The following is a 557-nucleotide window of genomic DNA, read 5'->3' as shown; positions in this document are numbered from 1 at the left end:
CTGCCGCTGTTCGCGCAGGCCGCCGACACCATCAAGGTCGGCATCCTGCACTCGCTGTCGGGCACGATGGCGATCTCGGAGACCGTGCTCAAGGACACGGCCCTGATGACGATCGCGGAAATCAACGCCAAGGGCGGCGTGCTCGGCAAGCAGCTCGAGCCCGTCGTCGTCGACCCGGCCTCCAACTGGCCGCTGTTCGCCGAGAAGGCCAAGCAGCTGATCAGCCAGGACAAGGTCGCCGTGATGTTCGGCTGCTGGACCAGCGTGTCGCGCAAGTCGGTGCTGCCGGTCGTCGAGGAACTCAACGGCCTGCTGTTCTACCCGGTGCAGTACGAAGGCGAAGAACTCAGCAAGAACGTCTTCTACACCGGCGCAGCCCCCAACCAGCAAGCGATCCCGGCCGTCGAATACCTGATGAGCAAGGCCGGCGGCGGCGCCAAGCGCTTCGTGCTGCTGGGCACCGACTACGTCTACCCGCGCACCACCAACAAGATCCTGCGCGCCTTCCTGAAGAGCAAGGGCGTCAAGGACAGCGACATCGACGAGAAGTACACGCC

General features: G+C 64.6%; 1 protein-coding gene. It reads left to right on the top strand.

The window, feature by feature from the left end; translation table 11 throughout:
- The coding region (locus AC1DXV_RS35225; protein ID WP_477938130.1) for a transporter substrate-binding protein at window positions 1–557 on the top strand (557 nt) is incomplete at its 3' end.

The organism is Rhizobacter sp. P3_C12, assembly GCF_056402735.1.
The sequence above is the reverse complement of the archived record's forward strand: the minus strand, read 5'-3'. Positions and strand labels throughout refer to the sequence as shown.